Raw genomic sequence first — 23,960 nt, forward strand, 5'->3', positions numbered from 1 at the left:
GAGGAAAGCACCCACCCATGTACCGATTCTTCTTCCAGCTGGTCTTCCGGCGGATGGACGCCGAACGCGCCCACCACCTGGCCTTCCGGTGGATCCGCCTCGCCGCCCGCGTCCCCGTCCTGCGGACCTTCGCCGCGGCCGTCCTCGCCCCCCGCCACCAGGAACTGCGCACCGAGGCCCTCGGCCTGCGGATGCACGGCCCCTTCGGCCTCGCCGCCGGCTTCGACAAGAACGCCGTCGCCGTGGACGGCCTGGCCATGCTCGGCTTCGACCACGTCGAGATCGGGACCGTCACCGGGCAGCCCCAGCCGGGCAACCCCAGGAAGCGGCTCTTCCGGCTCGTCGCCGACCGCGCCCTGATCAACCGCATGGGCTTCAACAACGAGGGCTCCGAGGCCGTGGCCGCCCGCCTCGCCGCCCGGCGCGAGGTCTTCCGTACCACCGTCGGCGTCAACATCGGCAAGACGAAGGTCGTCCCCGAGGGTGAGGCGATCGCGGACTACGTCCTGTCGACGGAGCGGCTGGCCGCCCACGCCGACTACCTGGTCGTCAACGTCAGCTCGCCCAACACCCCCGGACTGCGCAGCCTCCAGGCCGTCGACCAGCTGCGACCGCTGCTCACCGCCGTGCGGGAAGCGGCCGACCGTACGGTCACGGACCGCCGCGTCCCGCTCCTCGTCAAGATCGCCCCCGACCTCGCCGACGAGGACGTCGACGCCGTCGCCGACCTCGCCGTCGAACTGGGCCTGGACGGCATCATCGCCACCAACACCACCATCGCGCGCGACGGGCTCGGGCTCCGCTCGGACGCCGCCCTCGTCGCGGAGACCGGCGGACTGTCCGGCGCGCCCCTCAAGGCCCGCTCCCTGGCCGTCCTGAGCCGCCTGTACGCCCGGGTGGGCGACCGGATCACCCTCGTCGGGGTCGGCGGCGTCGAGGACGCCGAGGACGTCTGGCAGCGGATCCTCGCGGGCGCGACGCTCGTCCAGGGCTACAGCGCCTTCGTCTACCGCGGGCCGTTCTGGACCCGCGCGATCCACAAGGGCCTCGCCGCGCGGCTGCGCACGAGCCCGTACGCCACCCTCGCCGACGCCGTCGGCGCCCAGACCCGGAAGGTGACCGCGTGAGCGCGCGACAGGAGCCCGCACCGCGGGAGAACCCGCCCGGCGACCCGTTCGGCGTCCGGCTGCGCAGGGCCATGGACACCCGCGGCCCGCTCTGCGTCGGCATCGACCCGCACGGATCGCTGCTCACGGCGTGGGGCCTGGGCGACGACCTCGCCAGCCTGGAGCGCTTCACCCGGACGACCGTGGAGGCGCTCGCCGACCGGGTCGCCGTGCTCAAGCCGCAGTCCGCGTTCTTCGAGCGCTTCGGTTCGCGCGGCGTCGCCGTACTGGAAAAGGCGGTCGAGGAGGCGCGGGCGGCCGGGGCCCTGGTCCTGATGGACGCCAAGCGCGGCGACATCGGCTCGACCATGGAGGCGTACGCGCAGACGTACCTGGACAAGGACTCGCCGCTGTTCTCGGACGCGGTGACCGTCTCGCCGTACCTCGGCTTCGGCTCGCTGCGTCCCGCCCTCGACGCGGCGGCCGTCTCCGGGGCCGGTGTCTTCGTCCTCGCGCTCACCTCCAACCCGGAGGGCGCGGAGGTCCAGCGGGTCACCGCCGCCGACGGCAGGCCGCTGGCGCAGGTGATGCTCGACCACATCGCCGCCGAGAACCGGGGCGCCCCCGTCCTCGGCTCGGTCGGCGCGGTCGTCGGCGCCACGCTCGGCGACGCGGGGGTCGACCTCGCCGTCCACGGGCCGCTCCTCGCCCCCGGCATCGGGGCGCAGGGCGCGACCCCCGCGGATCTGCCGGGCGTCTTCGGCGCGGCGGTGGGGAACGTCGTCCCGAGCGTCAGCCGGGGTGTCCTGCGGCACGGTCCGGGCGTCGCGGCCCTGCGCGAGGCGGCCGAGCGGTTCACGGCGGAGGTCAGGACGGCCGTCGCGACCGCCCCGGACACCCGCTGACGACCTTCCGCGGACCCGGCGACGGCTTCGCGGAGCCCTTCCGGCGACCTGGCGGCGACCTTCCGCGGACCCGGCGGCGACGCGACGGAGGGTCTCCCGCCCGAAATGTGGGGCAAAATGACCGGAATGTCGCCCCCGATCAATGCTGACCAGGACTTTTCGTCTGTTCTCGCTGACTCCGGCGGCCTTGGCCGCTAGTCTCCGTCGAGAGCCAACGTGCAGTGCGTTGCCCGTTGCTCGCCCTGGTGCGGGGCGATCAGGTCCCGCACCGGTCCGTATCCGACAGTTCGACATCCGAGGTGACGTAGGCGTGGCTCTTCCGCCCCTTACCCCTGAACAGCGCGCAGCCGCGCTCGAAAAGGCCGCCGCGGCTCGCCGGGAGCGGGCCGAGGTCAAGAATCGACTCAAGCACTCCGGCGCTTCCCTCCATGACGTCATCAAGCAGGGCCAGGAGAACGACGTCATCGGGAAGATGAAGGTCTCCGCCCTCCTTGAGTCCCTGCCCGGCGTGGGCAAGGTCCGCGCCAAGCAGATCATGGAGCGGCTCGGGATCTCCGAGAGCCGCCGCGTGCGCGGTCTCGGCTCCAACCAGATCGCGTCCCTGGAGCGCGAGTTCGGCGGCAGCGGCGCCTGACGTTCCCGGGCACTCCCGGGAACCTGGATAATCGCTGCATGGCAGCAGAGGTACGACCGCGGCTGACCGTGCTCTCCGGCCCCTCCGGGGTAGGCAAGAGCACGGTCGTCGCCCATATGCGCAAGGTCCACCCCGAGGTATGGCTCTCGGTGTCGGCCACCACGAGAAAGCCGCGCCCCGGCGAGCGCCACGGCGTCCAGTACTTCTTCGTCTCCGACGAGGAGTTCGACAAGCTGGTCGCCAACGGCGAACTGCTGGAATGGGCGGAGTTCGCGGGCAACCGCTACGGCACCCCGCGCCGCGCGGTCCTCGACCGCCTGGAGTCGGGCGATCCCGTACTGCTGGAGATCGACCTCCAGGGCGCGCGACAGGTCAAGGAGTCGATGCCCGACTCCCAGCTCGTCTTCCTGGCTCCGCCGAGCTGGGACGAGCTGGTGCGTCGGCTCACCGGCCGGGGCACCGAGTCCGCGCCGGTCATCGAACGACGGCTCGCGGCCGCCAGGATCGAACTGGCCGCCGAGTCGGAGTTCGACACGACCCTCGTCAACACGTCGGTCGAGGACGTCGCGCGCGAGCTGCTAGCCTTGATGGCAGTTGCATGATCTTTAGTGTTGGCGTTTCCGGTGCCGACACCCCAGTGTCCCTAAGCGTTTCCCTGAATTTTCTTCGGAAGGCCAGAGAGTGTCCTCTTCCATTTCCACGCCCGAGGGCATCATCAACCCGCCGATCGACGAGTTGCTTGAGGCCACGGACTCGAAGTACAGCCTCGTGATCTACGCGGCCAAGCGCGCGCGCCAGATCAACGCGTACTACTCGCAGCTCGGCGAGGGCCTGCTGGAGTACGTCGGCCCGCTGGTGGACACCCACGTCCACGAGAAGCCGCTCTCGATCGCCCTGCGCGAGATCAACGCCGGTCTGCTGACCTCCGAGGCCATCGACGGCCCGGCCCAGTAGGCGCGTACACGCTCGCTCAGTCACGTACACGCACTTTCACCCAGGCCCGGCAGCGCGACTGCCGGGCCTGTGGTGTGTCATTCCCTCGGAGGAGACACGGTGGACGGCAGGCCGAAGGTTGTTCTGGGAGTCACGGGCGGGATCGCCGCGTACAAGGCGTGCGAGCTGCTGCGCCGGCTGACCGAGTCGGGCCACGACGTACGGGTCGTGCCGACCGAGGCCGCGCTCCACTTCGTCGGGGCCGCCACCTGGTCCGCGCTCTCCGGCCACCCCGTGTCCACGGAGGTCTGGAACGACGTCCACGAGGTGCCGCACGTACGGATCGGGCAGAGCGCCGACCTGGTCGTGGTGGCGCCGGCCACCGCCGACCTCCTCGCGAAGGCGGCCCACGGGCTCGCCGACGACCTGCTCACCAACACGCTCCTCACCGCGCGCTGTCCCGTCGTCTTCGCCCCCGCCATGCACACCGAGATGTGGGAGCACCCGGCGACGCGGGAGAACGTGGCGACCCTGCGGCGGCGGGGCGCGGTGGTCGTCGAGCCCGCGGTGGGGCGGCTCACCGGCGCCGACACCGGCAAGGGACGCCTGCCGGACCCGGGCGAGATCTTCGAGGTCTGCCGCCGCGTCCTGGCCCGCGGGGTGAGCGCGCCCGACCTGGCCGGGCGGCACGTCGTGGTCAGCGCCGGCGGGACGCGCGAGCCGCTGGACCCGGTCCGCTACCTGGGGAACCGCTCGTCGGGCAAGCAGGGATACGCCCTGGCCCGTACGGCGGCGGCCCGCGGCGCCCGGGTGACGCTGATCGAGGCCAACACGGGGATCACCGACCCGGCCGGGGTCGACGTCGTCCACGTCGGGACGGCGGTGCAGCTGCGCGAGGCCGTGCTGAAGGCGGCGGCGGACGCGGACGCGGTGGTGATGGCGGCGGCCGTGGCCGACTTCCGCCCCGCCGCCTACGCCACGGGAAAGATCAAGAAGAAGGACGGCGAGGAGCCCGCCCCCGTCGCGCTGGTCCGCAACCCCGACATCCTCGCCGAGATCGCGGGCGAGCGCCCCCGGCCCGGTCAGGTGGTGGTCGGCTTCGCGGCGGAGACGGACGACGTCCTCGCCAACGGGCGGCTCAAGCTGGCCCGCAAGGGCTGTGACCTGCTGGTCGTCAACGAGGTGGGGGAGCGCAAAACCTTCGGCGCGGAGGAGAACGAGGCGGTCGTGCTCGCCGCCGACGGGGGCGAGACGCCGGTGCCGTACGGGCCGAAGGAAGCACTCGCGGACGTCGTCTGGGACCTGGTCGTCCCCCGCCTGGGCCCGGCAGGACTCGACCCCGGATCCAGAAACGCATGAAATCTCTGTGGCGGAGTGTCGGGGGACGTTTCGCCCGGACCCCTCGCCTCCGGCAGCCGGAAAGCCCGCGAAACCGCAGGATAAGCCGCATATCGGCACCGGGCGGGGCCTGATCTGCGGATCCGGCGCCACGCCGATGCGCACCATGAAACCTTCATGGATCGAGAAACGTGGCCCGGTGTCCGCATCTGACCGATAAAGTGGTCGTGGAGCGTCGCGGGGCGCAGCCCCCCGCCGTTCCGGAACCACCCATGTTTGAGCCAGCAGCCGCTGCAACCCCAGGGAGCGTTGTGTCCCGTCGTCTCTTCACCTCGGAGTCTGTGACCGAAGGTCACCCCGACAAGATCGCTGACCAGATCAGCGACACCATTCTCGACGCGCTCCTGCGCGAGGACCCGACCTCCCGGGTCGCCGTGGAGACCTTGATCACCACGGGCCAGGTCCACGTGGCCGGCGAGGTGACCACCAAGGCGTACGCGCCGATCGCCCAGCTGGTCCGCGACAAGATCCTGGACATCGGTTACGACTCCTCGAAGAAGGGCTTCGACGGCGCCTCCTGCGGCGTGTCGGTGTCCATCGGCGCGCAGTCGCCGGACATCGCGCAGGGTGTCGACACCGCGTACGAGAAGCGTGTCGAAGGCGATGAGGACGAGCTCGACAAGCAGGGCGCCGGCGACCAGGGCCTGATGTTCGGCTACGCGTGCGACGAGACGCCCGAGCTGATGCCCCTCCCGATCCACCTGGCGCACCGGCTCTCCCGCCGCCTGTCCGAGGTCCGCAAGAACGGGACCATCCCGTACCTGCGCCCCGACGGCAAGACGCAGGTCACCATCGAGTACGACGGCGACAAGGCCGTCCGCCTCGACACGGTCGTCGTCTCCTCCCAGCACGCCTCGGACATCGACCTGGACTCGCTGCTGGCGCCCGACGTCCGCGAGTTCGTCGTCGAGCACGTCCTGAACCAGCTGGTCGAGGACGGCATCAAGCTGGACACCGAGGGCTACCGCCTGCTCGTCAACCCGACCGGCCGCTTCGAGATCGGCGGCCCGATGGGCGACGCCGGCCTCACCGGCCGCAAGATCATCATCGACACGTACGGCGGCATGGCCCGCCACGGCGGCGGCGCCTTCTCGGGCAAGGACCCGTCGAAGGTGGACCGCTCGGCGGCGTACGCGATGCGCTGGGTCGCGAAGAACGTCGTCGCGGCCGGCCTGGCCTCCCGCTGCGAGGTCCAGGTCGCGTACGCGATCGGCAAGGCCGAGCCCGTCGGCCTCTTCGTGGAGACCTTCGGCACGCACACGGTCGACCCGGAGAAGATCGAGCAGGCCATCGCCCACGTCTTCGACCTCCGCCCGGCCGCGATCATCCGCGACCTGGACCTGCTCCGCCCGATCTACGCCCAGACGGCGGCGTACGGCCACTTCGGCCGCGAGCTCCCCGAGTTCACCTGGGAGCGCACGGACCGCGTCGACGCCCTCCGCGAGGCCGCGGGCCTGTAGCCCGACCCACAGCACCACACACCGGACCCCGGCCACCTCCCTGGTGGCCGGGGTCCGGTGCGTCACGCCGGTGGGTTGTCCTCGGTTGCCTGGTCCGGCTTGTCCGGCTGGTCCGGTTCATCCGGCTCCGCTGGTTCGAAGTGCTGCCTGATCGCCTCTGCGGCTTCCGGTTTCTCGTGTGCCTCTACCAGCTCGGCGAGGCGTACGGCAAAGAGGAGCAGATCGGGATCGGACTCGTCGAAGCCGAGCCATTCGAGCAACCCGTCGAGCGACTCCGGACCCAGTGGTTCGGCCGGCCCCGGTCCGTCCGCGGAACCGGCTTCGAAGGGATCTGCGAGGCCGCCAACCGACGTGAGGGGTTCGTCACCTCCCGGGCCCACGGTGGGCGGGTCGACCAGATGCTGGAACTCGGGATGCACGGGACCGTTGTTGGCCGCGGCGGAGAGACTCGCGAGAAGTCCGATGCGATCCACCGTTCCCTCGACCTGATCGTCGTTCTTGGCCAGCCACCACACCACCGCGCTGCCGGGATCCTTGAGCACGTCCTCCCCGAGGTAAGCCCGCTTGTTGCGTTCGTAGTTGCGTTCGTGTTCCCAGAGATCCTCGTCCTTGCGGACGTTGGAGAGTTTGGTGAGACGCTCCCGGTCAGGATCGGGCAGGTTCAGCGTCACGTCCTGTGCCATGGCCAGGACACGACCTGTCGGATCCGCCTCCATGATGCCCAGGCACCCGTCGAGCTGATGCTGCACAAGAGCGCTTCGGGTGGGCGGTTGGCGGACCGTCACCTCACGGGCGCGTCGGAGCACCGCGTCGACCGCGAGACCTCCCGGATTGATGTGCGGGGCGTCGTCGGGCGCGTCCAGCAGGACCCAGCGCACGGTTGCGGAGAACGAGAAGTCGTAGTCGGGGACGGAGCTGGGCAGGGCGACATAGGTCACGCGGTGTTCCTGCCGGTGGACCACGGGCGTCGGGAAGTCCGGCTCGAGGGAGTACTCAAGCGGAAACCCGTCGGGCTCGCGCGTGAGTACTTTCTGTGTCACTGCCCCGAAGAGCAGCAACAGGACCAGCGAGGCCGGCCAGACCCACCAGGGCCAGGCCACGACAAGCCCCACGATGACCACGAGCAACCCGAGGATGATTGTCAGGAAGGCCGTCATGGTTCTCTGGCCTGAACTCATTGATTGCCCCCGTGTGCGTCAGGCGCTGCTGTCGAATGGGACGAACCCCTGTGCGGCGTTGATCTTCCGAAGCAGACAGGCCGCGGTCTCGGACCGGACGAGGGAATCGTCACCATGGCTCCGCGCCCAGCGGCGGGCGACCCCGTACACATTTCCGAGTGCCCCTCTTTCTCGCCCGCAGGCGCTGGTCAGTACGTCGAGCACGGGCCCGCGGAAGCGGGTGTCACGGCACACCATCAGCCAGCGGTGCATGTCGGATCGCCACACGTCCACCGGGTGTTGCCGTATCGCACCGCCCCAACCGGTGGTGAGCGCGGCTCGCACGTTCGGGGACGGGATCAGCCGGGTCGGGTCCGCCAGCGCCAGGAAGAGGGTCACATCGGCTCTCCACCGTCCCTTGGCGGCCCCCGCAGACAGGCGCTCCAGGAGCCGGCGGTACAGACGGTCATCGGCTTCCACCAGTCGGAACAAGGCCCGGGTCACCGGCCTGGGGCTCCGCATTCTTCTCGCCAGGTGATGCAGGCGGACCATGGCCTGGTCGGGGTAGGTCCTGGCCATGTGCTCGGAGCAGACCTGGACCAGAAGCTGCTGGAGTTTCGGATCCAGGTCCCTCGTCGTCGACCAGTCGTATACCTGCTGACGGAACGTGCGGCCGTACCGGTCATCGGCCAGACCGTGTCCCAGGATCTGGGCCGCGTCGGGGCTGAGACGCCCGTGCCCGGTGGGACCGGCCCATCGTTCGGTGAGGTGGACGAGATCCTCCGGCCGACCCGTGCGGAGGCACTGCCCGGAGATCCGGGAGACGACCTGGCCTCGTTCCTTCTGAGTCAACTCGGGACCCGCGACATGGTCTCCGACCCAGTCGCGCAGCTGGCGGCGTATGTCGGGGAAGTAGGTCCAGAAGTGATCTCGCACAGCGCGGTCGTATCCGATGTCGTCGAACCGGACGCCGCCGGACGCCTGGGTCGTGGCACCGATCGCCTTGAACTCCGCGTGCAGGTCGTTGTGATCCAGCCGCGGCCGGTCGTCGGACGGTTGCTTGAGGATCTTCATCAGCGCGGTCGCGGCGGCATGCACGACGGTCGGCGTCGACTCGTGGAACATGGCCAGGGCGAGGAGCAGCGCACGCCTGGATCCCGCAGGGCAATCGGTCAGCTGTTTCGCCACCTGCTCGCTGCGGTCCGTCACCTCGACGAGGGCCTCGCGCAGCCAATGGGGGAAACCGCGTTCGGATCCCCCATCGTCCCGAGCCTTGACGATCCGGGAGGCCAGGTCGGAGACGTCCCGCAGCGGGGCCGTGGCGAGGTGGGTCACGAGATCGGCAGACTCCATCTCGGCCGCCGTCGGCTGGATGCCCTCGCACCGCAGGTGACGCGCCAGGACCAGCCGCGGGGACGGCCTGACGAGATCGGTGGTGAGAGGGCGGAGCTCGCTGCGCAGTATGTAACCGAGACGCTGCGGTACGATGACGACCAAGTGGGAACGGGCCTGGGCGAGGCGGTGCCTGAAGTCTGAGAACTGCCCCTGGACATCCAGATAGCGGGACTCCTCGGCACCGGAGAGGTCGAGGACCAGCCGGTCACCTTCACCCAGGACCGCACGGTCGAGCTGTGACGACGAGTCCTCGTCGTCCACCGTGTCCGGCAGTTCATGAAAGCCCCCTTCAGAGGAGGGGAGTTCGTGCAGCAGCATCAGGGCGGCGGCGCGAAGGCCGCTGCCCGGCGTGGCGGACAGCAGAGCCATGTGATGGTCTCGGAGTACACGCCTGGCCTGCTGGAAGCGAGTCGGTTCGATGAATCGCCGGTACAGCCAGGCGCGGTCGCCTTCCGCGATGGTGCGCGGTCGGCTGCGGAACTCCTCCCGCAACCGTGCGGATGTCGCCTCCCATTCGTAGTAATGGTTGTTCACCTGCGTACCGTCACCACCATGGAACGATCCGTAGGCGTTATCGACGAACGTACGGTAGGCCGAGGTCACCGTTCGTCGTCCTTCCGGCCGGTACGCGGGCCGAAGCGCTGATGGATCCCGCCGCGATTGCCGCCCGTGACGTGATTGGTCCCGTCGCCCACGATCTTCGGCCCCCGAACCACGTCGCCGCCGTGGACCAGGTCGCCGTTTCCGCTGTGCAGGGGGCCGTGCGACTCGTTCACGAAGGTGCCGACGGATCCGCCAACCTGCCCGATGCCGCCGCTCTGGTGGTCGTTGCGCACACCCAGTTGTGTGTCGGGCTCGGGAGAGGGTTGCGTCTTCGCCGCGGGCCGACGGTCCAGGGCGGCCAGTTCCGGTACCTGTTGTACGAGGCGGTCGCCCAGCCTGATCAGGTCGGCCTCGGCCGAACGGTTCGAGAGCCGCTCGTACTGGCATTCCGCCAGTGGGGCCAGCGACTTGGGCAGCCGGTGTGCGTCCAACTGCTCGGCGCGGCGGCCGAGCAGCAGGGGGACCACCAGAACGCCGGACGCGAAGGCTTCCTCGATCTCCCGGCGGACCCAGTTCTTCGGATCCGACAGTGCTCGTCTGCCGCTGCGGCGATGGTCGGGCGCGTCGAGCCAGTGTTCGTCGACGAGTGCCAGCAGGACCCTGCTCCGACGCACGCCATGGACCAGGGCGTCGACGAAGTTGTTTCCTGGGCCGATGGACTTCTGGGCGAGGAAGGCGCTGCCCTCGCCGAATCGTTCCGACAGGTGTCGTTCGCAGAGGGACGCGAATCCCTTCCCGCCCTCGGTCCGGTAGTTGATGAAGATCTCATGCATGGCTGTGTCCTCTCGGTGCGGGGGAGTGGAGGGCCAGGGCGGCGGAGAGTTCGGGACCGATCTCCCGCACCGAGGCCTGGCGGGGATGTCTGCCCAGCGTGTGGACGAGGCGCCGCAGGTCGGCGGCGATCGTGGCGGAGTGGGTGAGCCGTACGGAGGGGAGCACCTCACGCGTCAGATGACACGCGTGGTCGATCTCGCCCGCGGCGGCGTGGGCGAGGGCCCGCCGTACGCCGTAACGGGCGCGGGTCCGCATCGCATGCTCGGGTATGCGGGCATGCTCGCGGTCCAGGACCTGGGCCGCCTCGTCGGGGCGCCCCAGTTCGTAGAGGCACCACCCCGTGAACATCGCGACCACGTCGGGCAGGTGGGACGCGCCGAGCACGGGCGCCACCGGGTCCGACAGACCACGGTCGAGCAAACCGCGCGCTTGCTCCAGGCTTCGCGTACAGGCGTCGTGACTGCCCTCCGCGGCCAGACCCTGGGCCAGATGCTGCGCCGCGAGACCACGCACGCGAGGAGGTGCGTCACTGTTGAGCGCACGCTCGGACAGTTCCACGGACTCGCGCAACTGTCCGCGGTACAGGCAGAGGAGAGAGCGTCTGACCCAGGAGTAGGCGACAAGAGCAGGGTCGTCCCCGGCCCTCGCGAGTTGAACCGCGCGGTCGGTCCACCACAGCGCCGAGCGGTCGTCGCCCAGTTCCTGAGCCATCCAACCGGTGTACTCCGCGTACCGCGACGCCAGAACCAGCAGCGCCGCACGGGTACGGGACCCCGAGCGCATCGCGAGCTGTTCGAGCGCGTGGGTCTGGGCGATGAGCGGAGGCAGCACGCCGGCCGGGCCGGATGCCTGACCGATGCGCCGGAACTGGTCGAACAGCAGACGCGAGGCGTCGACCACCGTGTCGGCTCCCGCGCCGGAGGGATCGGGTGTGCCCGCCGCCTCCACGTGCATGGTCAGGACCGAAGCCGCACCGGCCGCGATCACACTCCGGCGCCTCACCGGCTGGAACGAACTGGACCCGTCCTGGTCCAAGCGCATCAACCACACCTCACCGTCGTATCCGGAATCGGGCAGGGGGCGGTCCGCCTCCTGCCGGGGGACCAGGGCCGAGAGCGCGCCTCCCGCCCTCAACTGGGTGTCGCAGAGTCTGGCCAGTTCGGGTGTGGGGCGTTTGAGGCCTCTTTCGACCTTGCTGAGCTGGCCCTTGCTGTAATGGACGAGCCGGCCCAGTTCCTCCAACGACAACAGCGCTTCCGTGCGCCGTCGTCTCAGCTCACACCCGAAGTCGTGCGACTGCTCCAGCACTGCGACCTCCGTCATCCTCCGACCGGGCTGCCGGGTGGGTGACGCGATTCAGACTGCGTCAGCCGGCAGGGCAGAACAAGGCGAACAGGGACGTTTCCCGTTTCCTCTTCGGCAGGGAACCCGACCCCCGGGGGCGTGTCGAGACGACCACCGGGCGAGGTGTCTCAATCCGCACCAGGTCTGCCGGTGTCGGTGGGGTCTGGTAGGTATGAAGCTGTGAGCAGCGACGACAGGCAGTCTGAGGGGTCCGGTGAGGGGGGCGGGCCCGAGCAGCTCGCGTTCATCCGGGAGACCGTGCGGAAGGCCAAGGTGCCGCGGGCGAAGCCGCGGACGTGGCGGGGGGCCGCGTTGGCGGCGGAGTTGCCGGTGGCGCGGGTGGTGGTGAACAAGGGGGTGCTGCACCTCGACCAGTTCTTCGACTACGCCGTGCCCGAGGAGCTGGACCGGGACGCGCAGCCCGGGGTGCGGGTGCGGGTGCGGTTCGGGGCCGGGGCGCATCAGGTGCGGGGCGGGCGGCGCGAGGGCGGGCGGCTGATCGACGGGTTCGTCGTGGAGCGGCGGGCCGAGTCGGACTACTCGGGGCCGCTGGCGGCGCTGGCCGGGGTGGTGTCGCCCGAGCCCGTGCTCGGCGCCGAGCTGCTGGGTCTCGCGCGGGCCGTCGCCGACCGGTACGCGGGGAGCCTCGCGGACGTGTTGCAGTTGGCGGTGCCGCCCAGGAACGCGCGCGCGGAGAGCAAGCCGTCCCCCGAGCCGCTGCCGCCGCCCGCGGCGCCGGGTCCGGGGACCTGGGAGCGGTACGGGAAGGGCGCGGCGTTCCTCGACGCGCTCGCCGGGGGCGGGGCGCCGCGTGCCGTGTGGACCGCGCTGCCCGGGCCGCACTGGGCGGACGAGCTGGCGCGGGCCGTGGCGGCCACGCTGGCCTCCGGCCGGGGCGCGCTCGTCGTCGTACCGGACGGGCGGGTCGCCGGCCGGGTCGACGCGGCGCTCACGGACCTGCTGGGGGCCGGGCGGCACGCGCTGCTGACGGCCGAGGCCGGTCCCGAGAAGCGGTACCGGGAGTGGCTGGCCGTACGGCGGGGCGCGGTGCGCGCGGTCGTCGGGACCCGCGCGGCGATGTTCGCTCCCGTACGGAACCTGGGCCTGGTGGCCCTCTGGGACGACGGCGACGGCAGCCACAGCGAGCAGCACGCGCCGCAGCCGCACGCCCGGGAGGTCCTGCTGCTGCGGGCGGCCCACGACAAGTGCGGCTTCCTGCTGGGCAGTACGAGCTGCACGGTGGAGGCCGCCCAGCTGGTCGAGACGGGCTGGGCGCTGCCGCTCGCCGCCGACCGCGAGCAGGTGCGGGTGGCGGCCCCGCTGGTCCGTACCGTCGGCGACGGCGAGTTGGCCAGGGACGAGGCCGCCCGGGCGGCCCGGCTGCCCAGCCTGGCCTGGCAGGCGGTCAGGGAGGGGCTCAAGTCGGGCCCGGTGCTGGTGCAGGTGCCCCGGCGTGGCTACGTACCCCGGCTGGCCTGCGAACGCTGCCGTACGCCCGCCCGCTGCCGCCACTGCGCGGGGCCGCTGGAGGCCCCGGAGCAGCGGGAGTTGCACTGCACGTGGTGCGGGAGGGGCGAGTCGGCGTGGCGCTGCGTGGAGTGCGGGAGTACGCGGCTGCGCGCGCAGATCGTCGGGGCGCGGCGGACGGCGGAGGAGCTGGGGCGGGCCTTCCCGGCGGTCCCGGTGCGTACGTCGGGGCGCGACCATGTCCTCGATTCCGTACCGGGGCGTCCCGCGCTGGTGGTCAGCACGCCGGGGGCCGAGCCGGTCGCGGAGGGCGGCGGATACGCGGCCGCGCTGCTGCTGGACGGGTGGGCGATGCTCGGGCGGCCCGATCTGCGGGCGGCCGAGGAGGCGTTGCGGCGCTGGACGCAGGCGTCGTCGCTGGTGCGGGGGCAGGGGGAGGGCGGCACGGTCGTGATCGTCGCCGAGCCGACGCAGCGGCCGGTGCAGGCGCTGGTCCGCTGGGACCCGGTGGGGCACGCGCAGCGTGAGCTGGCGGAGCGGGCCGAGCTGGGGTTCCCGCCGGTGTCGCGGATGGCGGCGGTGACGGGGCGGGCGGAGACGGTCGGGGCGTTCCTGGGGTCGGCCGCCTTGCCGCCGGACGTGGAGGTGCTGGGGCCCGTACCGCTGCCGGTCGCGGAGCCGGGGCGGCCGCGCAGGCCGGGGGATCCACCGCCGGGGGAGGTCTGGGAGCGGGTGTTGCTGCGGGTGCCGCCGGGGAGCGGTGCTGCGTTGGCGGGGGCGTTGAAGGCGGCTCAGGCGGGGCGGATGGCTCGGGGTGGGGAGTCGGCTGTGCGGGTGCGGATCGATCCGCCGGACATTGGGTGAGGGGGGTGCGGTGCGGGGCGGGCCGGGGCGGGGCGGGGTTGGGCGGGCTCGGCCTTCGGCCTTGCTGTGTCCTCAATCGCCGGACGGGCTTGAAGTGTCCGCCGGCCGGGGGATGGGTGCGGGCCGGGGGTGGGGTGTCCTCAATCGCCGGACGGGCTTGTGCAGCCCGTCCGGCGGGTGGGGGGAGGGGGGTCAGCCGCCCCTGGGGCCTGGGAATGCCGTGGGGCGGGTTTCCTCGCGGAGGGACTGGGTGCTCGCCGTCGGCTGGGGTGGCATCGAGCGTGCCGCCGGGACCGCCGGCAGCGGGCCGGGGACGGCCGGCAGCGACGGGCGGGGCTGCGGTGGCGCCGCGGGGTCCTGGGCGTGGTCCGCCTCCGCCGCGCCCGGCTGCGGCGTCGTGCGCCGCGCACCGTAACGGCGGTGCACCGCCTGCTTGGTGACCCCCAGCGCCGACCCCACCGCGTCCCAGGAGAAACCCAGCGAGCGGTCGAAGTCCACGGCCGCCGTCACGAGGGTCTCGACGCTGTCGCGCAGCTCCTGCGCGAGCCGGACGGTCGGCGCGGGCGCCCTGCCGTAGACGACGAAGCCCGTCGAGGGGCCGGAGCGGCGCGGGCGGTAGACGTTGCCCAGCTGGGCGGTGAGGGTGCGCAGCGCGTCCACCTGACGCCTGACCCGCTCGATGTCCCTCACCAGAAGGTGCAGACTTGCACGGGCTTGGGCGTCGTGGGTTGTGTGGTCGGCCATGAACAAGCCTCTCGAACCGGCGTTGAAACGGATCCGGGCCGCACCGGTGCGGCCCGTGTAGGTCAATCTCCCTTGACAACGCGTAACCCGCCGTTGTGGTCACGCTGCGGGGGCGTATCCGCATATGCGCGGGGCGCGCGGTGCGACGTACGCCCCCTCGGGTCCCGGTCCGGGTCGCCGGCCGGGTCTCCGTCCCCGCGGGCCCATAGACTGGTGCGTCGCCCGCCCCGCGCGGGCGCCCGGCACACCCGTACCGCACCCGTCCGAGAGGCAGTCAGCCACCGATGAAGCTCGTCTTCGCCGGCACCCCCGAGGTCGCCGTACCCGCCCTGGACGCACTCCTCGCCTCGGGCAGGCACGAGGTCGCCGCCGTCGTGACCCGGCCCGACGCCCCCGCGGGACGCGGCCGCAGGCTGGTCGCCAGCCCGGTCGCCGAGCGCGCGGAGGAGGCCGGCATCGAGGTGCTCAAGCCCGCGAAGCCCCGCGACGAGGACTTCCTCGCCCGGCTGCGGGAGATCGCCCCCGACTGCTGCCCGGTCGTCGCGTACGGCGCGCTGCTGCCGCGCGTCGCCCTCGACATCCCCGCCCACGGCTGGGTCAACCTGCACTTCTCGCTGCTGCCGGCCTGGCGCGGCGCCGCGCCCGTGCAGCACGCGGTGATGGCCGGTGACGAGATGACCGGCGCGGCCACCTTCCAGATCGAGGAGGGGCTGGACTCGGGTCCGGTGTACGGGGTGATCACCGAGGCGGTACGGCCCACCGACACCAGCGGCGACCTGCTGACCCGCCTCGCCTTCGCCGGCTCGGGACTGCTCGCCGCCACCATGGACGGCATCGAGGACGGCACCCTCAAGCCCCGCCCGCAGCCCGCCGACGGCATCACGCTCGCCCCGAAGCTGTCCGTCGAGGACGCGCGCGTCGACTGGGGGGCGCCCGCGCTGCGCGTCGACCGGGTCGTCCGCGCCTGCACCCCCGCCCCCGGCGCCTGGACGGTCTTCCGCGGCGAGCGGCTCAAGCTGATCCAGATCGGGCTGTTCCCCGGCCGTACGGAACTGGCCTCGGGCGAGCTGGCCGTGGGCAAGAACGCCGTGCACGTGGGGACCGGTTCGCACGACGTCGAGCTGCTGTGGGTCCAGCCGCAGGGCAAGAAGCCCATGCGCGCAGCCGACTGGGCGCGCGGGGTACGGATCGCCCCGGGCGAACGGCTGGGCGCGGCCGACGTAGGCTGAGAGGGATCGACTCTTCCTCACCGCGGAGCACCTTTGAACGAGCAGGCCCGTCGCCGTCCCGCCACCCCGTACCGCCGCCCCAAGAAGGATCCCGTGCGGATGCTCGCCTTCGAGGCGCTGCGGGCGGTGGACGAACGGGACGCGTACGCGAACCTCGTTCTGCCGCCCCTCCTCAAGAAGGCCAGAGAGAACAAGGAGTTCGAGACCCGCGACGCGGCCCTCGCCACCGAGCTGGTGTACGGGACGCTGCGCCGCCAGGGCACGTACGACGCGATCATCTCCGCGTGCATCGACCGGCCGCTGCGCGAGGTCGACCCGCCCGTCCTGGACGTGCTGGCCCTCGGCGCCCACCAGCTCCTCGGCACCCGCATCCCGACGCACGCCGCCGTCTCCGCCAGTGTCGAGCTGGCCCGGGTGGTGCTCGGCGACGGCCGCGCGCGGTTCGTCAACGCCGTCCTGCGGAAGATCTCGCAGCACGACCTGGACTCCTGGCTCCAGCAGGTCGCCCCGTCGTACGACCAGGACCCGGAGGACCATCTCGCGGTGGTCCACTCCCACCCGCGCTGGGTGGTCTCCGCGCTGTGGGACGCGCTGGGCGGCGGCCGGGCCGGCATCGAGGACCTGCTCGAAGCGGACAACGAACGCCCCGAGGTGACGCTGGTCGCCCGCCCCGGCCGCTCCACCACCGCCGAACTCGTCGCGGCGGTCGGCGAGGACTCCGCGCTGCCGGGCCGCTGGTCGCCCTACGCGGTACGGCTGGCCGAGGGCGGCGAGCCGGGCGCGCTGGACGCGGTACGGGAGGGGCGCGCCGGGGTCCAGGACGAGGGCAGCCAGCTCGTCGCGGCGGCCGTGGCCAACGCCCCGCTCGACGGCGCGGACGCCCGCTGGCTCGACGGCTGCGCGGGTCCCGGCGGGAAGGCGGCCCTCATGGCCGCGCTCGCCGCCGAACGTGGCGCCCTCCTGCTGGCCGCCGAGAAGCAGCCCCACCGCGCCCGCCTGGTGGCCCGCGCGCTCGCCGGGAACCCGGGTCCTTACCAGGTGATCACCGCCGACGGCACCCGCCCGCCCTGGGTCCCCGGCTCCTTCGACCGGGTGCTCGTCGACGTCCCCTGCTCGGGCCTGGGCGCCCTGCGCCGCCGTCCCGAGTCGCGCTGGCGCCGCCGCCCCGAGGACCTGGAGGGCTTCGCCCCGCTCCAACGCGGCCTGCTGCGCGAGGCGTTGGGCGCCGTACGGATCGGCGGCATCGTCGGGTACGCGACGTGCTCGCCGCACCTCGCCGAGACCCGGATCGTGGTCGAGGACGTCCTCGGCGGACGCGGCGGCCCCGCCGTCGCCGCGGAATGGGTCGACGCCAGGCCGCTGATGCCGGGCGTGCCCGCGCTCGGCGACGGGCCCGACGTCCAGCTCTGGCCGCACCTGCACGGCACGGACGCGATGTACCTGGCGCTGCTGCGCCGTACCGCGTGATCCGACCGGCGGGCTCGTACCGCCTGATCTGACCGTCCCGGCCGTACCGCGTGGCCCGGTCGACCGGCTCGTACCGCCCGATCCGACCGGCGGGCGGGGCCTGTCGGCGCGGCCCCCGGCGCGATACGCGAGGATTGCGCGGAGTGTGACTGTCCGTGGCCGACATCCGGCCGGACCGGGGTCCCCAGGACGGTCGGGAAGCGGCCCGGAGCATGGCAGGCTTGGCACATGGCTCAGATCAACCCCAGCATCCTGTCCGCCGACTTCTCCCGGCTCGCGGAGGAGGCGAAGGCCGTCGAGGGCGCCGACTGGCTCCATGTCGACGTCATGGACAACCACTTCGTACCGAACCTGACCCTCGGCGTGCCGGTGGTCGAGGCCCTCGGTCGGGCGACGGACACCCCGCTGGACTGCCACCTGATGATCGAGGACCCGGACCGCTGGGCCCCGCAGTACGTCGAGGCGGGAGCGGGCTCGGTGACCTTCCACGTGGAGGCCGCCGCCGCGCCCGTACGGCTGGCCCGGGAGATCCGCGCCAAGGGGGCCAGGGCGTCCATGGCCCTCAAGCCCGCGACGCCGATCGAGCCCTACGAGGACCTCCTTCCCGAGCTCGACATGCTCCTGATCATGACGGTCGAGCCGGGCTTCGGCGGGCAGGCGTTCCTGGACATCATGCTGCCGAAGATCCGCCGGACCCGGCAGCTGATCGCCAAGCACGGCCTGGAGCTGTGGCTCCAGGTCGACGGCGGGGTCTCCGCCACCACCATCGAGCGCTGCGCCGAGGCCGGCGCCGACGTCTTCGTGGCCGGTTCCGCCGTCTACGGGACGGACGATCCGGCCGCCGCCGTACGGATGCTGCGCAACCAGGCGACCGAGGCCACCGCCGCCGCGCCCTGGGCGTGCGCCCACTGAACCGATTGAACCGATCACCGGGCTCGCGCGTACCGGGAACGAACGGGCCGCGCGGGTACGAGGCCGCCGGGCCACGCGCAAGTGAACGGGGCCCGACAGGGCTGATCAAGAACGGCTGGATCTGACAGGATGAAGAGCGGATCCGGAGTGCGAAGAGCCCAGAGTGTGAAGAGCAGTGAGGAGATCGCGGTGTCTGGTATGTCGGCGGGTCGGCCGGCCCTGCGGATGGGACCCGCGGAGCTGGTGCAGGCGGCGGCCATGGCACGCCGTTTCTACCTCGAGGGCAAGTCCAAGATCCAGATCGCGGAGGAGTTCGGCGTCAGCCGCTTCAAGGTGGCCCGGGTCCTGGAGACGGCCCTGGAGCGCGATCTCGTACGGATCGAGATCCGCGTGCCCGCCGAGCTGGACGCGGAGCGCTCCGATGCCCTGCGCGCCCGGTACGGCCTGCGGCACGCCGTCGTCGTGGAATCCCCCGCGGACGCCGCCGACGAGTCGCCCGACCCGGAGAACCTGGGCGAGGTGGCCGCCGACCTGCTCGGCGAACTGGTCGCCGAGGGTGACGTGCTCGGGCTGGCCTGGGGCCGCTCCACGATCCACATGGCGGCCGCGCTCGACCGGCTGCCGCCCTGCACGGTCGTCCAGCTGACCGGGGTGTACGACGCGGGCACGGCCGAGCGCGGCTCGGTCGAGGCCGTACGGCGCGCCGCCCAGGTCTCCGGCGGCGAGGCCCACCCCATCTACGCGCCCATGCTGCTCCCCGACCCGGCGACGGCCGCCGCGCTGCGCAGCCAGCCGGGCATCGCCCGCGCCTTCGAGTACTTCGACAAGGTGACGGTCGCGGCCGTCTCCATCGGCTCGTGGGAGGCCGGGATCTCCACGGTCCACGACATGCTGAGCGACGAGGAGCGGTCGCACTACGCGTCGCTCGGCGTCGCCGCCGAGATGTCCGCGCACCTCTTCGACTCCGAGGGCCGCCGGGTCGGGCGCGACCTGGGGGAGCGGTGCATCACGGTCGAGGCCGACCGGCTGCGCCGTATCCCGGAGGTCGTGGCGATCGCGGGCGGACTGCGCAAGGCCGAGGCGATCGGGGCGGTGCTGCGCTCCGGGCTGGTCACCAGCCTGGTGACGGACACGGCGGCGGCGGACTTCCTGCTGACGGAGTTCGCCCCGGCGCCGCGCCCCGCGCTGGAGCGGTCGGACCCGGACGGCGACTGACCGGGCGGCCCGCGAGGGGATCCGGGCGCGTCGGCGCCACCCGGTCGCCCCGGCCCGTACCCCTGGAGGAAGCCCCAGCGCGTGGCCCGGTGATCGGGAGGAACCCACAGAACCGGGTCCCCGTGTTCGCCCGGAAGCGGGGTGATCGGCGATGATGACACAGGAGCCGCCGCCCCGGTCCTGCCCAGGACCCGTGCTGACTCCCCGCCCACCCCTTCCGTAGAACTCCAGGTGACAGGGTCAGCATGCGTTTCCTCAACGGCCAGACGCCGTCCTACGACCTCACGTACGACGACGTGTTCATGGTCCCCGGCCGGTCGGCCGTCGCCTCCCGCCAGGACGTCGACCTCGCCGCCCCCGACGGCACCGGCACCACCATCCCGCTCGTCGTGGCCAACATGACCGCGATCGCGGGCCGCCGGATGGCCGAGACGGTCGCCCGGCGCGGCGGGCTCGTCGTCATCCCGCAGGACATCCCGATCGAGGTCGTCGCCGAGGTCGTGTCCTGGGTCAAGACCCGGCACCTCGTGCTGGACACCCCGATCGTCCTGTCGCCCTCCCAGACCGTCGGCGACGCCCTGTCCCTGCTGCCCAAGCGGGCGCACGGCGCGGGTGTGGTCGTCGACGCGGACCACCGTCCCGTCGGGATCGTCACCGAGCACGACCTCACCGGCGTGGACCGCTTCACGCAGCTCTCCGAGGTCATGTCCAAGGACGTGTTGGCGATCGCGGCGGACATGGACCCGCGCGAGGCGTTCAACGCGCTCGACGGCGCCAACCGCAAGCTGGCCCCCGCCGTGGACGCGGACGGGCGGCTCGCCGGGATCCTCACCCGTAAGGGCGCCCTGCGCGCCACCCTCTACACCCCTGCCGTCGACGCGGCCGGGAAGCTGCGGATCGCCGCCGCCGTCGGGATCAACGGCGATGTGGCCGGCAAGGCGCGGCAGTTGCTCGACGCCGGGGTCGACACGCTCGTCGTCGACACCGCGCACGGCCACCAGGAGTCGATGCTCGCCGCCGTCCGGGCCGTCCGCGCGCTCGACCCGGACGTGCCGGTCGTCGCGGGCAACGTCGTCTCCGCCGACGGCGTACGGGACCTGATCGAGGCGGGCGCGGACATCGTCAAGGTCGGTGTCGGCCCCGGCGCCATGTGCACGACGCGCATGATGACCGGCGTGGGCAGGCCGCAGTTCTCGGCCGTCCTGGAGTGCGCCGCCGAGGCCAGGAAGCACGGCAAGCACGTGTGGGCGGACGGCGGCGTACGGCACCCGCGCGACGTCGCCATGGCGCTCGCCGCCGGTGCCTCGAACGTGATGATCGGCTCGTGGTTCGCCGGGACGTACGAATCGCCGGGCGACCTCCAGGAGGCGTCCGACGGGCGGCTGTACAAGGAGTCCTTCGGCATGGCGTCCGCCCGCGCCGTACGCAACCGTACGAGCGAGGAGTCGGCCTACGACCGGGCGCGCAAGGCGGTGTTCGAGGAGGGCATCTCCACTTCCCGGATGTTCCTCGACCCGGGCAGGCCGGGCGTCGAGGACCTGATCGACTCGATCGTCGCCGGGGTGCGCTCGGCGTGCACCTACGCCGGGGCGGGCTCGCTGGGGGAGTTCACGGACAAGGCCGTCGTCGGGATCCAGAGCGCCGCCGGATACGCCGAGGGCAAGCCGCTGCACGCCAGTTGGGGCTGAGCCGTCCCGGGTGGCGGGGCAGGCTGTCGAAGTCCGCGAAAAGTTTCTGGGATTCGCGGACATGGATGGGTGCGGACCGGGTAAGCGCCCTCCCGCACTGTCCACGGAGCAAGGGAGGCCGATGTGTCCACGGCGAACACGATGTCGGCGACGAGCGTCCGCCACGCGGCGCGGCAGGATGCCGCGACCACGGAGCACGCCCTTCCGTACCTGGAACGCCCGGCGGACGTGGCACCCAAGGACGCGCGGGAGATCTCGAAGCTCTTCTTCGCCCGGCTCTCCGAGCTGGAGGAGGGCACGCGCGACCACCAGTACGCGCGCAACACGCTCATCGAGCTGAACCTGTCGCTGGTGCGGTACGCGGCGGGCCGGTTCCGTAACCGCGCGGACCAGATGGAGGACATCGTCCAGGTCGGCACCATCGGCCTGATCAAGGCGATCGACCGGTTCGAACTCACCCGCGAGGTGGAGTTCGCGACCTTCGCCGTCCCGTACATCGTCGGCGAGATCAAGCGGTTCTTCCGGGACACCAGTTGGGCGGTGCACGTCCCGCGCCGGCTCCAGGAGCTGCGCATCGACCTCGCCCGGGCGACCGACGACCTGTCCCAGCGGCTGGACCGCGCGCCCACGACGGCCGAGCTGGCCGAGCACCTCGGGCTGGACGAGGACGAGGTCATAGAGGGCGTCGTGGCCGGCAACGGCTACACGGCCGGGTCGATCGACCTCCCGTCCGACGACTCCTCGGAGGCCTCCGCCCCGCTCTCCGACCGCCTCGGCGCCCCCGACGCGGGCCTGGAGACGGCGGAGAACGTCCAGGCGCTCAAGCCGCTCCTCAAGGAACTGGACGACCGCGAGCGCCAGATCCTGCGGATGCGCTTCGGCGACGAGATGACGCAGGCGGAGATCGGCGCCGAACTGGGCGTCACCCAGATGCACGTGTCCCGCCTGCTGTCCCGCATCACCGGCCGCCTGCGGGACGGCCTGCTCGCGGTCGAGTAGACACCGGACGGAACCAGGCCCGGTCAGGCCAGGCTTCACGGAGGAGGGGCACCCCCGTCATGGGCGGTGCCCCTCCTCCGTCGTTCGTACGGGGGTACGGGGCCGGCCATGTCCTCGGCGTCCTCGGCGTCCTCGGCGGCGCGCGGCCCACCCACCGTGGTCTACTTCGGTGACGGTCTCCGCCGCCCCTCCGCCGTAGAGAAGTGAACCACCAGCAGTGCGACTCAACGATCTCGACGAACGCATCGTCCACGCCCTGGCCGAGGACGCCCGCCGTTCCTTCGCGGACATCGGGGCACTCGTCGGGCTGTCCGCCCCGGCCGTCAAGCGGCGGGTCGACCGGTTGCGGGCCGAGGGGGCGATCACCGGGTTCACCGTACGGGTGGACCCGGCCGCGCTCGGCTGGCAGACCGAGGGGTTCATCGAGATCTACTGCAGCCGCAACACCTCGCCCGAGGCCATCCACCGGGGCCTGGAGCGCTACCCGGAGATCGCGTCCGCCTCCACCGTCACCGGCGACGCCGACGCGATCGTCCAGGTCTTCGCCGCCGACATGCGCCACTTCGAGCAGGTGCTCGAACGGATCGCGGGCGAGCCGTACGTCGAGCGCACCAAGTCGGTGCTGGTGCTGTCGCCCCTGCTCAGGCGCTACTCGTCGGGGTCGCCCGGCGCCCCGGGTTCACCCGCCCGCCACGGTTAGGACCCTTCGCGCAACAAATCGCCGCCCCGACCCGTCCCCGCGCAACGGATCGGTGGTCGGCGCGCAACGGACGTGTCTTGTCCCGGCCGGGCGGTGGCCCGTACGGTCGAGACGTCCCCCAGAACCCCTTTCGTACCGTCCGAGGTCCCGCCATGCCGTCGCTCCGTACCGCCCTGCTCCAGAGCTCCGGCCGGCCCGGTTCCGTCCCCGGCAACCTCGCGGTGCTCGACGCGGCGGCGGGCCGGGCCGCGGCGGCCGGGGCCGGGCTGCTGGTGTGCCCCGAGATGTTCCTGACCGGGTACGCGATCGGCGACGACGTGGCCCGGCTGGCCGAGCCCGCCGACGGGGCGAGCGCCCGCGCCGTGGCCGCGATCGCCTCGCGGCACGGGATCGCCGTGGCCTACGGCTACCCCGAGCGCGACGGCGAGCGGGTCTTCAACGCGGCCCAGCTCGTCGCCCCCGACGGCACGCGGCTCGCCGACTACCGCAAGACCCACCTCTTCGGGCCCTTCGAGCGTGAACACTTCAGCGCCGGTGACCGGCCCGTGGTCCAAGCCGAGCTGGGCGGGCTCCGGCTCGGGCTCCTGATCTGCTACGACGTCGAGTTCCCGGAGAACGTCCGGGCCCACGCCCTCGCCGGCACCGACCTGCTGCTGGTGCCCACGGCGCAGATGCACCCCTTCGAGTTCGTCGCCGAATCCGTCGTACCGGTCCGGGCGTTCGAGAACCAGATGTACGTGGCGTACGTGAACAGGACCGGCCAGGAAGGCGCGTTCGAGTTCGTCGGACTGAGCAGCCTGGCCGGCCCCGACGGGACGACCCGGGCGCGCGCCGGGCGCGGCGAGGAACTGGTCCTCGGCGAGGCCGACCCGGCGCTGCTGACCGCGTCCCGCGCGGCCAATCCGTACCTGCTGGACCGCCGCCCCGGGCTGTACACCTCGCTCGGCTGAGTCCCAGCCCCCTTTC

Annotated in this window: 21 protein-coding genes; 16 read left to right on the top strand and 5 right to left on the bottom strand. The window is 72.1% G+C overall.

The window, feature by feature from the left end; genetic code table 11:
- Window positions 1-17: 17 nt before the first annotated feature.
- From HA039_RS28850 to metK, 7 genes are all read left to right on the top strand, one after another.
- Window positions 18-1,127, top strand: a complete 1,110-nt coding sequence (locus tag HA039_RS28850; RefSeq protein ID WP_167034262.1) for a quinone-dependent dihydroorotate dehydrogenase — start codon at window positions 18-20, stop codon at window positions 1,125-1,127.
- On the top strand, window positions 1,124-2,011 hold the full coding sequence (pyrF, locus tag HA039_RS28855; RefSeq protein ID WP_279592871.1) for an orotidine-5'-phosphate decarboxylase: 888 nt from the start codon (window positions 1,124-1,126) through the stop codon (window positions 2,009-2,011). Before HA039_RS28850 ends, pyrF begins: the two co-directional genes overlap by 4 nt.
- A gap of 310 nt (window positions 2,012-2,321) precedes the next feature.
- Window positions 2,322-2,645, top strand: coding sequence for an integration host factor (locus HA039_RS28860; protein ID WP_066954827.1), 324 nt, complete (start codon window positions 2,322-2,324; stop codon window positions 2,643-2,645).
- Window positions 2,646-2,683: 38 nt separating this feature from the next.
- A complete protein-coding gene (gene gmk, locus HA039_RS28865) occupies window positions 2,684-3,247 on the top strand; it encodes a guanylate kinase (protein ID WP_161310958.1) in 564 nt (187 codons plus the stop codon).
- Between the two features lie 79 nt (window positions 3,248-3,326).
- A complete protein-coding gene (gene rpoZ, locus HA039_RS28870) occupies window positions 3,327-3,599 on the top strand; it encodes a DNA-directed RNA polymerase subunit omega (protein WP_023542989.1) in 273 nt (90 codons plus the stop codon).
- A 99-nt stretch (window positions 3,600-3,698) separates the two neighbouring features.
- On the top strand, window positions 3,699-4,937 hold the full coding sequence (coaBC, locus tag HA039_RS28875; protein ID WP_167034263.1) for a bifunctional phosphopantothenoylcysteine decarboxylase/phosphopantothenate--cysteine ligase CoaBC: 1,239 nt from the start codon (window positions 3,699-3,701) through the stop codon (window positions 4,935-4,937).
- A gap of 290 nt (window positions 4,938-5,227) precedes the next feature.
- Window positions 5,228-6,436, top strand: coding sequence for a methionine adenosyltransferase (gene metK, locus HA039_RS28880; protein WP_167034264.1), 1,209 nt, complete (start codon window positions 5,228-5,230; stop codon window positions 6,434-6,436).
- A 62-nt stretch (window positions 6,437-6,498) separates the two neighbouring features.
- On the opposite strand, the gene HA039_RS28885 is transcribed toward metK, so the two are convergent.
- The 4 genes from HA039_RS28885 to HA039_RS28900 are packed head-to-tail and all read right to left on the bottom strand — an operon-like array spanning window position 6,499 to window position 11,688.
- A complete protein-coding gene (locus tag HA039_RS28885; RefSeq protein WP_167034265.1) occupies window positions 6,499-7,593 on the bottom strand; it encodes a hypothetical protein in 1,095 nt (364 codons plus the stop codon).
- A 39-nt stretch (window positions 7,594-7,632) separates the two neighbouring features.
- Complete coding sequence (locus tag HA039_RS28890) at window positions 7,633-9,591, bottom strand: hypothetical protein (RefSeq protein WP_167034266.1); 1,959 nt, start codon at window positions 9,589-9,591, stop codon at window positions 7,633-7,635.
- A complete protein-coding gene (locus tag HA039_RS28895; protein WP_167034267.1) occupies window positions 9,588-10,364 on the bottom strand; it encodes a toll/interleukin-1 receptor domain-containing protein in 777 nt (258 codons plus the stop codon). Before HA039_RS28895 ends, HA039_RS28890 begins: the two co-directional genes overlap by 4 nt.
- Window positions 10,357-11,688: a helix-turn-helix domain-containing protein gene (locus tag HA039_RS28900; RefSeq protein WP_167034268.1), complete on the bottom strand. Its 1,332-nt coding sequence runs from the start codon at window positions 11,686-11,688 to the stop codon at window positions 10,357-10,359. The genes HA039_RS28895 and HA039_RS28900 overlap by 8 nt, the downstream gene beginning before the upstream one ends.
- Window positions 11,689-11,889: 201 nt before the next feature.
- On the opposite strand from HA039_RS28900, the gene HA039_RS28905 reads away from it, so the two are divergent.
- Window positions 11,890-14,040: a primosomal protein N' gene (locus HA039_RS28905; RefSeq protein WP_167034269.1), complete on the top strand. Its 2,151-nt coding sequence runs from the start codon at window positions 11,890-11,892 to the stop codon at window positions 14,038-14,040.
- A gap of 192 nt (window positions 14,041-14,232) precedes the next feature.
- Here HA039_RS28905 and HA039_RS28910 read toward each other — a convergent pair whose 3' ends face one another.
- Window positions 14,233-14,784 carry a hypothetical protein gene (locus HA039_RS28910; protein ID WP_167034270.1) on the bottom strand — a complete coding sequence of 184 codons (552 nt, stop codon included), beginning with the start codon at window positions 14,782-14,784 and terminating at the stop codon, window positions 14,233-14,235.
- A 284-nt stretch (window positions 14,785-15,068) separates the two neighbouring features.
- Here HA039_RS28910 and fmt point away from each other — a divergent pair, with 284 nt between their 5' ends.
- The 8 genes from fmt to HA039_RS28950 all read left to right on the top strand — a co-directional run bounded on the left by fmt (window position 15,069) and on the right by HA039_RS28950 (window position 23,944).
- Window positions 15,069-16,013, top strand: coding sequence for a methionyl-tRNA formyltransferase (gene fmt, locus HA039_RS28915; RefSeq protein ID WP_167034271.1), 945 nt, complete (start codon window positions 15,069-15,071; stop codon window positions 16,011-16,013).
- A gap of 33 nt (window positions 16,014-16,046) precedes the next feature.
- Window positions 16,047-17,480 (top strand): RsmB/NOP family class I SAM-dependent RNA methyltransferase, encoded by a 1,434-nt coding sequence (locus tag HA039_RS28920; RefSeq protein WP_167034272.1) that lies wholly within the window; start codon window positions 16,047-16,049, stop codon window positions 17,478-17,480.
- A 228-nt stretch (window positions 17,481-17,708) separates the two neighbouring features.
- The gene (gene rpe, locus HA039_RS28925) at window positions 17,709-18,392 is read left to right on the top strand and encodes a ribulose-phosphate 3-epimerase (protein ID WP_167034273.1); all 684 of its coding nucleotides are present in this window, start codon (window positions 17,709-17,711) and stop codon (window positions 18,390-18,392) included.
- 198 nt (window positions 18,393-18,590) lie between these two features.
- Window positions 18,591-19,607 (top strand): sugar-binding transcriptional regulator, encoded by a 1,017-nt coding sequence (locus HA039_RS28930; protein ID WP_167037768.1) that lies wholly within the window; start codon window positions 18,591-18,593, stop codon window positions 19,605-19,607.
- A 245-nt stretch (window positions 19,608-19,852) separates the two neighbouring features.
- Window positions 19,853-21,295 carry a GuaB1 family IMP dehydrogenase-related protein gene (locus HA039_RS28935; RefSeq protein ID WP_167034274.1) on the top strand — a complete coding sequence of 481 codons (1,443 nt, stop codon included), beginning with the start codon at window positions 19,853-19,855 and terminating at the stop codon, window positions 21,293-21,295.
- Window positions 21,296-21,436: 141 nt separating this feature from the next.
- Complete coding sequence (locus tag HA039_RS28940; protein ID WP_167037770.1) at window positions 21,437-22,294, top strand: RNA polymerase sigma factor SigF; 858 nt, start codon at window positions 21,437-21,439, stop codon at window positions 22,292-22,294.
- Window positions 22,295-22,511: 217 nt separating this feature from the next.
- Complete coding sequence (locus tag HA039_RS28945; protein WP_161309538.1) at window positions 22,512-22,994, top strand: Lrp/AsnC family transcriptional regulator; 483 nt, start codon at window positions 22,512-22,514, stop codon at window positions 22,992-22,994.
- 152 nt (window positions 22,995-23,146) lie between these two features.
- Window positions 23,147-23,944 carry a carbon-nitrogen hydrolase family protein gene (locus HA039_RS28950; RefSeq protein ID WP_167034275.1) on the top strand — a complete coding sequence of 266 codons (798 nt, stop codon included), beginning with the start codon at window positions 23,147-23,149 and terminating at the stop codon, window positions 23,942-23,944.
- Window positions 23,945-23,960: the final 16 nt, after the last annotated feature.

This window comes from Streptomyces liangshanensis (assembly GCF_011694815.1).
GTDB classification, from domain to species: domain Bacteria; phylum Actinomycetota; class Actinomycetes; order Streptomycetales; family Streptomycetaceae; genus Streptomyces; species Streptomyces liangshanensis.